At 61.0% G+C, this 8,242-nt stretch carries 4 protein-coding genes, 1 tRNA gene and 1 pseudogene; all 6 read right to left on the minus strand.

All coding sequences use genetic code 11. The features are described 5' to 3' along the window. Positions 1-1,851: potassium transporter Kup (locus tag VZ95_RS06795; RefSeq protein ID WP_045775186.1), on the minus strand; the 1,851-nt coding region annotated here is incomplete at its 3' end. Positions 1,852-2,006: 155 nt separating this feature from the next. Then, a tRNA-Leu gene (locus VZ95_RS06800) sits at positions 2,007-2,093 on the minus strand. Positions 2,094-2,213: 120 nt separating this feature from the next. Further along, on the minus strand, positions 2,214-2,912 hold the full coding sequence (locus VZ95_RS06805; protein ID WP_052711553.1) for a sensor histidine kinase: 699 nt from the start codon (positions 2,910-2,912) through the stop codon (positions 2,214-2,216). Next, a complete protein-coding gene (locus VZ95_RS21700) occupies positions 2,902-4,341 on the minus strand; it encodes a PAS-domain containing protein (protein WP_084627622.1) in 1,440 nt (479 codons plus the stop codon). Before VZ95_RS21700 ends, VZ95_RS06805 begins: the two co-directional genes overlap by 11 nt. Before the next feature lie 213 nt (positions 4,342-4,554). Beyond that, positions 4,555-7,257 carry a pyruvate, phosphate dikinase gene (gene ppdK, locus VZ95_RS06810; RefSeq protein ID WP_232302525.1) on the minus strand — a complete coding sequence of 901 codons (2,703 nt, stop codon included), beginning with the start codon at positions 7,255-7,257 and terminating at the stop codon, positions 4,555-4,557. A gap of 46 nt (positions 7,258-7,303) precedes the next feature. Continuing rightward, positions 7,304-8,242, minus strand: a pseudogene (gene glyS, locus VZ95_RS06815) (glycine--tRNA ligase subunit beta); the annotation flags it as partial.

Below are 8,242 nucleotides of genomic sequence, written 5' to 3' on the forward strand. Positions count from 1 at the left end.
ATTCGCCGGGATTTTGAAGAAGTCGGTCGCGCTCACGGCATTTTTCGCCATGCTGATGAACAGCCGCTCGCGCCAGCGCGCCATACCGGGGCGAATGGTGGAAATCAGCGTTTCGCGCGACAGGAAGAAACTGGTGTCCATCATGCTGATCGGCAAGCCCAACTCTTTGCAGCGCTGGAGCACGGCGGGCACGTTGGGATCTTGCGCAAAGCCGTAGCGCACTTGAATGCGAAAGAAATTCTGATCCAAGGGTTGCAACACCAGCCGGTCGCGGTCGGACACATAGGGTACGTTTTCGGTGCTCACGGTCAGCAGAATCACGCGCTCGTGCAGCACCTTATTATGCTTGAGGTTATGCAGCAGCGCGTACGGCACCTGCTGGTTATTCGCGGTCATAAACACCGCCGTGCCCTGAACGCGCGTGGTTTTGCTGCTCGATTGCCGCGAGAAGAAGGAAGCCAGCGGAATCGTGCCCTCCTGCAAGCGTTCCGCCACAATCTCGCGCCCGCGCTTCCAGGTCGCCATCAGCGAGAAGAGAATCGCCCCCATCACCAGGGGGAACCAGCCGCCATCGAGAATCTTCAGCGAGTTCGCGCCGAGAAAGGCGAGATCGACGAACAGAAACGGCCCGACGACCATAAGCGCCAAACTGCGCGGCCACGCCCATTTATGCCGGACGATGACATAGGACAGCAGGGCCGTCATCACCATCGTCCCCGTCACGGCGATGCCATAGGCCGCCGCCAGATTGGACGAGGATTGGAAAGACACGACAAGCCCGATGACGATGACGTACAGCCCCCAATTCACCTGCGGAATATAGATCTGGCCGATGGCCTGTTCAGAGGTGTGCTGCACATCCATGCGCGGGGAATAGCCGAGTTGCATCGCCTGCCGGGTGATCGAAAACGCCCCCGAAATCACCGCTTGGCTGGCGATCACCGACGCGCAGGTCGCGAGCAGCACCATCGGGTACAGCGCCCACGACGGGAACGCCAAATAGAAGGGGTTTTCCAGCGCCGCCGGATTATGCATCAACAGCGCGCCCTGGCCGAGATAGTTCAAAATCAGCGCGGGCATCACAAACCATACCCAGGCCGCCACAATCGGCTTGCGGCCAAAATGGCCCATATCGGCATAAAGCGCTTCTGCCCCGGTGAGCGCCAATACCACCGCGCCCAGCGTGAAGAAGCCGTAAAACTGATGATGGATGAAGAATTTCACCGCATAGGAAGGGCTCACGGCGAGCAGCACGCGCGGATTATCGATGATCTGATAAATCCCGCACAGCGCCAGCGCCAGAAACCACAGCGCGACGATGGGGCCGAAATAAGCCCCCACTTTCTCGGTGCCGCGCTCCTGAATCATAAACAGGCCGGTCAAGAGAATCAGCGTGAAGGGCACGACGAACGGCTCGAAGAAAGGCGTTGCTATCTTCAGCCCTTCCATCGCCGACAGTACCGAAATCGCGGGTGTAATCACACTGTCGCCGTAGAAGAGCGACGCGCCGAATAGGCCCAGCGCCACCAGCGTTCCCGTACCGTAGCGCGCCTTCTTGACGTGCCGCAGCGCCAGCGCCAGCAAAGCCAGAACCCCGCCTTCGCCCTCATTATCGATGCGGGTGACGAACACCACATATTTGATCGTCACGACAAAGGTGATCGACCAGATTATGAGCGAGAGAATGCCGAGAATATTTTCCTCGGTCAGCGGTAGCGCGTGATGCCCGGTAAAGCACTCCCGCAGCGTATAGAGCGGGCTCGTGCCGATATCGCCAAAGACGACCCCAACCGCGGCGAGAGCCAGCTTGAAGAGGGTTGCCTTACTTCCGTCTGCCGCGCCATGCGCCATGCTGGATAAGTCCCTTACCGACAATTGCTCTCGAACGATAAAACTCGGGCCGATCCGCGCAGCCGCCTTCACAAAAGGCGGGGGGCAATGTGCGCCCGAGCGGGCTTGAATGCAAGCACCGGGGCGACTATCGCCCCTAATTCCACCTGAAACCTTGGTGCCCACTGCCGGACTTGAACCGGCACGGCCTTGCGGCCAACGGATTTTAAGTCCGGTGCGTCTACCGTTTCCGCCAAGTGGGCTGACCTATACGGCTTCAGGCGGCGGAGACTAGGATAAATCCTGTGGCGGTGCAACCGTTTGGACGGCGGCTATTTGCTATGCATAGAAGCCTTTAGGAGCACTCCCGACAGGCATCGCCGTTACGCATGGCTCCCCTCTTCCAGATCGTGCGGATGGGGAAACCAAGCGCGCACCACCGTGCCCGATCCCACTTCGCTTTCAAGCGTCAGGCTGCCGCCGTGCCCTTCAAGCAGGCCGCGCACGATGGACAGCCCCAGGCCGGTGCCACCATCCGCCGTCGTTTGCGCCGCCTCCACCTGCACGAAAGGCTGAAGAATCGCCTCCTGCATATCCGGCGGAATGCCGATGCCATTGTCACGCACGGTCAGGGTCACGCCGCTGCCGTCGGGCGCGAGGACGGCTTTAACCGAGACGGTGCCGCGCGCCCCTTCCGGCGGGCGGGTGAATTTCACGGCGTTGCTGAGCAGATTGAGCAGAATTTGCCGCAACGCCCGCTCGTCGGCATAAAGCGCCAATCCTTCGGGGATCTTGGCGACCAGATCGACGCGCGCTTTTTCGGCGCGCGGGGCAAGCAGCGTCAGCGCTTCCTGCACGGGGGCCTCGACCAGCAGCCACGTTGGCTGCAAATCGTAGCGCCCGGCTTCGATTTTAGCGATGTCGAGAATATCGGCGATCAAATCCAGCAGATAACGGCCCGACGATTGAATAGCACGCAAATATTCCAAGTGCTTTGGCGCGACCGGGCCGAAATAACCGCCGATCAGCGCATCGGAAAAGCCGATAATCGCGTTCAACGGCGTGCGCAACTCATGGCTCATATTGGCCAAAAAACGCCGATTTTGCGCGATTGGCCTGCTCGGCTTCGTCTTTGGCTTTGGCGAAAGCATTGGCGGTGCGAATCAAATCGCTGACATCCGTATAGGTTGAGAGCGACCAGCCACTCGCCAAGGGCTCGTGTCGGCACTCAACATAGGTGCCGTTGCTGAGCTGACGGATGAATTGCAGCCGCTGGCCCTTCTCCCAACTCTCCAACCGCGCCTGAATATGCTCGGCATCGACCATCGGGCCGAGGCGGCCCAGTTGCTCGGCCATCGCATACAGGTCGCGCAGCGTGAAGTTCAGATAGGAACGGTCGGGGTCATAGCCGAAAATATCGAGATAGCGCCGGTTATAGAGCAAGATGCGCCCCTCGGCGTCGAACATGACAATGCCCTGATTCATGTGGGCGAGCGCGGCTTCCAGCTTGGCGTTGCTGGCGCGCAGGGCTGCATCTTGAGCGTCCAAGCGCTGCCGGTTGCGCTCGACGCGCGTGAGCTGCACGATCAGGGCCACGCCCAGCACCAGCACGACAAACGAGGCGGCATAGGCGACAACCCAGGCATTGCGCGCACTGCCGCGCACCGCCGCCAGCGCTTCAGCCGGGCGCAGGCTGAAGAAAAGATCGAGATCAACCGTGCGCAATGGGACGCGCCACACAAGTTCCTCACCCAATTCAACCCCGTCGAGCGCCCCCTCGGGGAGCAGACCGGGGACCGGCGATATCTTGGAACTCGCGCCCCCGGCGGTGGCGACCGGCTCTCCCGCCTGCAAACCGGGACGGCCCGGCTTAAGAACGACCGTCGTCAGGCCATCGCGCCCCAGCAGCCCCAACCGCCCATCGCGCCCCAGTTGGTCGGCAAGATCCGTCGGCAACAGCCGCTTTAAATCTAATGTAATCAGAATGATCGCCTGCGCGCCGGTAATGTCGGAGGCAACCCAGCGCCCCAGAATGACGCGGCCGGGCCGCCCCATTTGATCGACCGACGCGACCTCGAATTTCTCGTGCGAGTGCGGAACGCGGTACAGATCGGAGGCGAGCGGATCGTCTAATTCCTCGCCCCAGCGCCCTAAAACTTGCCCATCCGCCGCCAGAATGATAACCCCCGTCGCCGCATCCAAGGTGCGGAACAAGAGGCCGATGCGACTATCCAACTGCAAAAGCCCCGGATCGGAATGCTCCACCGGAATCGCAATTTGGGGTGCCAGGAGCTGAATGGCTTGATCGACCTGCCCGAAGGTTTGATCGATCAGCGAGCGCAAAGCCCGCGTGGTCATATCCGCCGCGCGCGAGGTTGCAAGCTGGGCGGTATCCTCATTGCTGCGAATATTCACCGAGGCCTGCAAAAACACTGCAGCGATGAAGGCGAGCGCACCGAGCACCGTACCGGCCCGCATGAGGAAAAGACGATGGGCACTACCGCTACTCATATGCCCTCCCTTTCGCTCGCCGCCCGTCCTGAGATTTTAGTCACAAGCCTAAGGCGATGAATATAAACAAATTCCTAATTTCATTTTTTAAAATCTTAAGAAATATTTAACTTTTGACCCAATCTCAAGAAGGCATCTACCCAAAATAGAATAAGCTTGGGCAGCCTGAAAAAAACGGGGGTCATTTTCTGACCCCCGCTGGCAATACCTGTATTACAGGTTGTCTTTATTAAAGCTAACTGCAAGCGCCGCTTGAGCCGCTGCCAAGCGGGCGATCGGCACCCGGTAGGGCGAACAGGAAACATAGTTCAGCCCGACCTTCTGGCAGAAGGCGATAGAGGCGGGGTCGCCGCCATGTTCGCCGCAGATGCCGAGCTTCAAATCGGGCCGCGTCTTGCGCCCGCGCTCGGCGGCGATCTGCACCAACTCGCCAACGCCCTCTTGATCGAGCGAAACGAAGGGGTCTTCCTCCAGAATCCCCTGACGCAGGTAGGATTGCAGGAAGCTCCCCGCATCGTCGCGCGACAGACCGAAGGTGGTCTGGGTCAGATCGTTAGTGCCGAAGCTAAAGAAGTCCGCCGATTCGGCGATTTTCCCGGCTTGCAGCGCCGCGCGCGGCAACTCGATCATCGTCCCGACGAGATAGGTGAGTTTCACGCCGGACGCCGCCGAAACTTCGCCCGCCACCCGGTCGATCACGGCCTTCAGCAGGTCGAGTTCCTTGCGGGTCGCCACCAGCGGGATCATCACTTCGGGCTCAACCGTCGCGCCGCTGGTCTTCTGCACTTCGACCACGGCTTCAAAAATCGCCCGCGCCTGCATTTCGTAGATTTCGGGATAGGTCACGCCCAGGCGGCAACCGCGATGGCCGAGCATCGGGTTCGATTCGTGCAGGGCCGCGCCGCGTGCCTTGACGAAGGCGAGATCTTTCCCCGACGCCACCGCGACTTCCTGCATTTCCGCGTCCGTATGCGGCAGGAACTCGTGCAGCGGCGGATCGAGCAGGCGGATCGTGACGGGCAGCCCCGCCATGATGGTGAAGAGTTCGACGAAATCGCTGCGCTGCATCGGTAGAATCTTGGCGAGCGCGGCACGGCGACCGGCTTCATCGTCGGCCATAATCATTTCGCGCACGGCGATGATACGGTCAGCGTCGAAGAACATATGTTCGGTGCGGCACAGACCGATGCCTTCCGCGCCGAATTCCCGCGCGGTGCGGGCATCCAGCGGGGTTTCGGCGTTGGTGCGCACTTTCATCGTGCGCTTGGCGTCGGCCCAGCCCATCAGCGTCGCAAAGCTGCCCGAAAGCTTCGGTTGCAGCGTCGGTACCTGCCCGACGAAGACTTCGCCGGTGCTGCCATCGAGCGTAATGTAATCGCCGAGTTTAACGATTGTGCCGCGTAAAGACAGCGTTCCCGCCGCATAATCAATCCGCACTTCCCCCGCCCCGGCGACGCAGGGACGGCCCATGCCGCGTGCGACCACCGCCGCGTGGCTGGTCATGCCGCCGCGCGTAGTGAGAATGCCCTTAGCGGCGTGCATGCCGTGAATATCTTCCGGGCTGGTTTCGATGCGCACCAGAATGACGGCTTCACCCTTGCTCGCCAAATCTTCCGCCGCATCCGCCGAAAACACCACGCGCCCATAGGCCGCGCCGGGCGAAGCGGGCAGGCCGCGCGTTAGCAGATTGCGCGGCGCGTTGGGATCAAGGCGCGGATGCAGAAGCTGATCGAGGCTGCGCGGCTCGACGCGCTGAATGGCTTCTTCCTGGGTAATTAGCCCCTCGTTCGCCATATCGACGGCGATTTTGAGCGCGGCTTCCGCCGTGCGCTTACCGCTGCGGGTTTGCAGCATATAGAGCTTGCCCGACTGAACGGTGAACTCGATATCCTGCACGTCGCGGAAATGCCGCTCCAGCTTATCGCGGACCGCCGCCAGTTCGGCGAACACCTGCGGCATGGATTCTTCCATCGCGGGTAGCGTCGAATGATTGGCGATCTTGCCCTGAACGGTAATCTGCTGCGGCGTGCGAATGCCCGCCACCACGTCTTCGCCTTGGGCGTTGATGAGATATTCGCCGTAGAAAATATTCTCACCCGTCGAAGGATCGCGCGTGAACGCAACCCCCGTGGCGCAATCCTGGCCCATATTGCCGAAGACCATCGCCTGAATATTGACCGCCGTACCCCAGCTTTCCGGGATTTCGTGCAGGCGGCGGTACACAATCGCGCGCTGGTTCATCCAGCTCGCGAACACCGCGCCAATCGCGCCCCAAAGCTGCTCGTGCGGATCTTGCGGAAAGTCGCGGCCGAGGGTGCGCTGGACTTCGGCTTTGTAGTCGGCAACGACCTCTTGCCAATCGTCTGCCGAAAGGTCGGTGTCGAGCGAATGGCCCTTTTCGTCCTTATGCCGGTCCAGGATTTCTTCGAAATGATGATGGTCGATGTCGAGCACCACGTTCGAATACATCTGAATGAAGCGGCGATAGCTGTCGTAGGCAAAACGCCCGTCGCCCGAAAGCTTGGCGAGCCCTTCGACCGTGGCATCGTTGAGGCCGAGGTTCAGCACCGTATCCATCATCCCCGGCATCGAGGCCCGCGCGCCGGAGCGCACCGAGACGAGCAGCGGATTGGTGGCATCACCGAACACCTTACCAACGATCTTTTCGACCGTCGCCAGGGCCGCTGCGGCCTGGATTTTCAGCTCCGCCGGATACTGGCGGCCATTGGCGTAATAGTAGGTGCAAAGCTCGGTGGTGATGGTAAAGCCCGGCGGCACCGGCAGGCCGAGATTGCTCATTTCGGCAAGGTTTGCGCCCTTACCGCCGAGCAGATTGCGCATCCCGGAATGACCTTCCGAGCTTCCGTCGCCGAAGCTGTAAACCCACTTCTGCGTCGCCGTCGCGTCTACCATCATGTTCCCCTTACCCCGATGAAAAAGCGGACCCGATGGGCGGGTCTCTCTAACCTTCAATCACCCCGAAATCGGCAATGGCCGAACAGGTTTTGCGATAGCGGGCGAGCAGCGCCAAGCGATTGGCGCGCACCCCCGTATCGTCCGCATTTACCGTCACATGCGTAAAGAACGCGTCAACGGGATCACGCAGCGCGCCAAGGCGTTTTCATCGCCTCGACGAACTGTTCCTCAGCCACCAAACTTTCCACGGCGGGCAATGCCGCTTCCAGCGCGTCGGCCAAGGCTTTTTCCTCTGCTTGGGCAAGCAAAGGCGTCGAGACGGTCTCCTGGGCAGGGCGACCGTCCTTCTTTTCTTCGATTTTCAGAATATTCGCGGCCCGGCGGAAGGCGGCGAGCATATCGGCCCCCACGGGGGTTGCGATGAAATCGCTCAGCGCCGTGACGCGCGCGAGCAGCCGCACGACATCATCTTCGGTGCCGAGGGCAAACACGGCCTGGATGAGATCATGGCGTTGGCCCTGGTCGCGCAACGTGACCTTCAAGCGGTCGGCGAGGAAAGCAAGCAGCCCATCGACCGTCGCCGCCGTATCGAGTTTTTCGACCTGCGGACCATAAAGCGATACTGCCGCATCCAGCACGGGGCGCAGGGGTAAGCGCAAACCATTCTCGGTGATGATCCGTAGCAAGCCCAGCGCGGCGCGGCGCAGAGCGAACGGGTCTTTCGAGCCGGTCGGCTTTTCGTCGATGGCGAAGAACCCGGCGAGCAGATCGAGCTTATCGGCGAGCGCGACCACGCGGGAAACCGGCGCGGTCGGCACCCGGTCGGACGGGCCGACCGGCGCGTAATGATCGGCGATGGCGTGCGCCACCGCTTCATCTTCCTGCTGGTGGCGGGCGTAATAGCGCCCAATCACGCCTTGCAGTTCGGGGAATTCCCCGACCATGCCGGTGGAAAGATCGGCCTTCGCCAACCGCGCGGCCCGAT

Source organism: Elstera litoralis, assembly GCF_000963705.1.
In the GTDB taxonomy this organism is placed as follows: Bacteria; Pseudomonadota; Alphaproteobacteria; order Elsterales; family Elsteraceae; genus Elstera; species Elstera litoralis.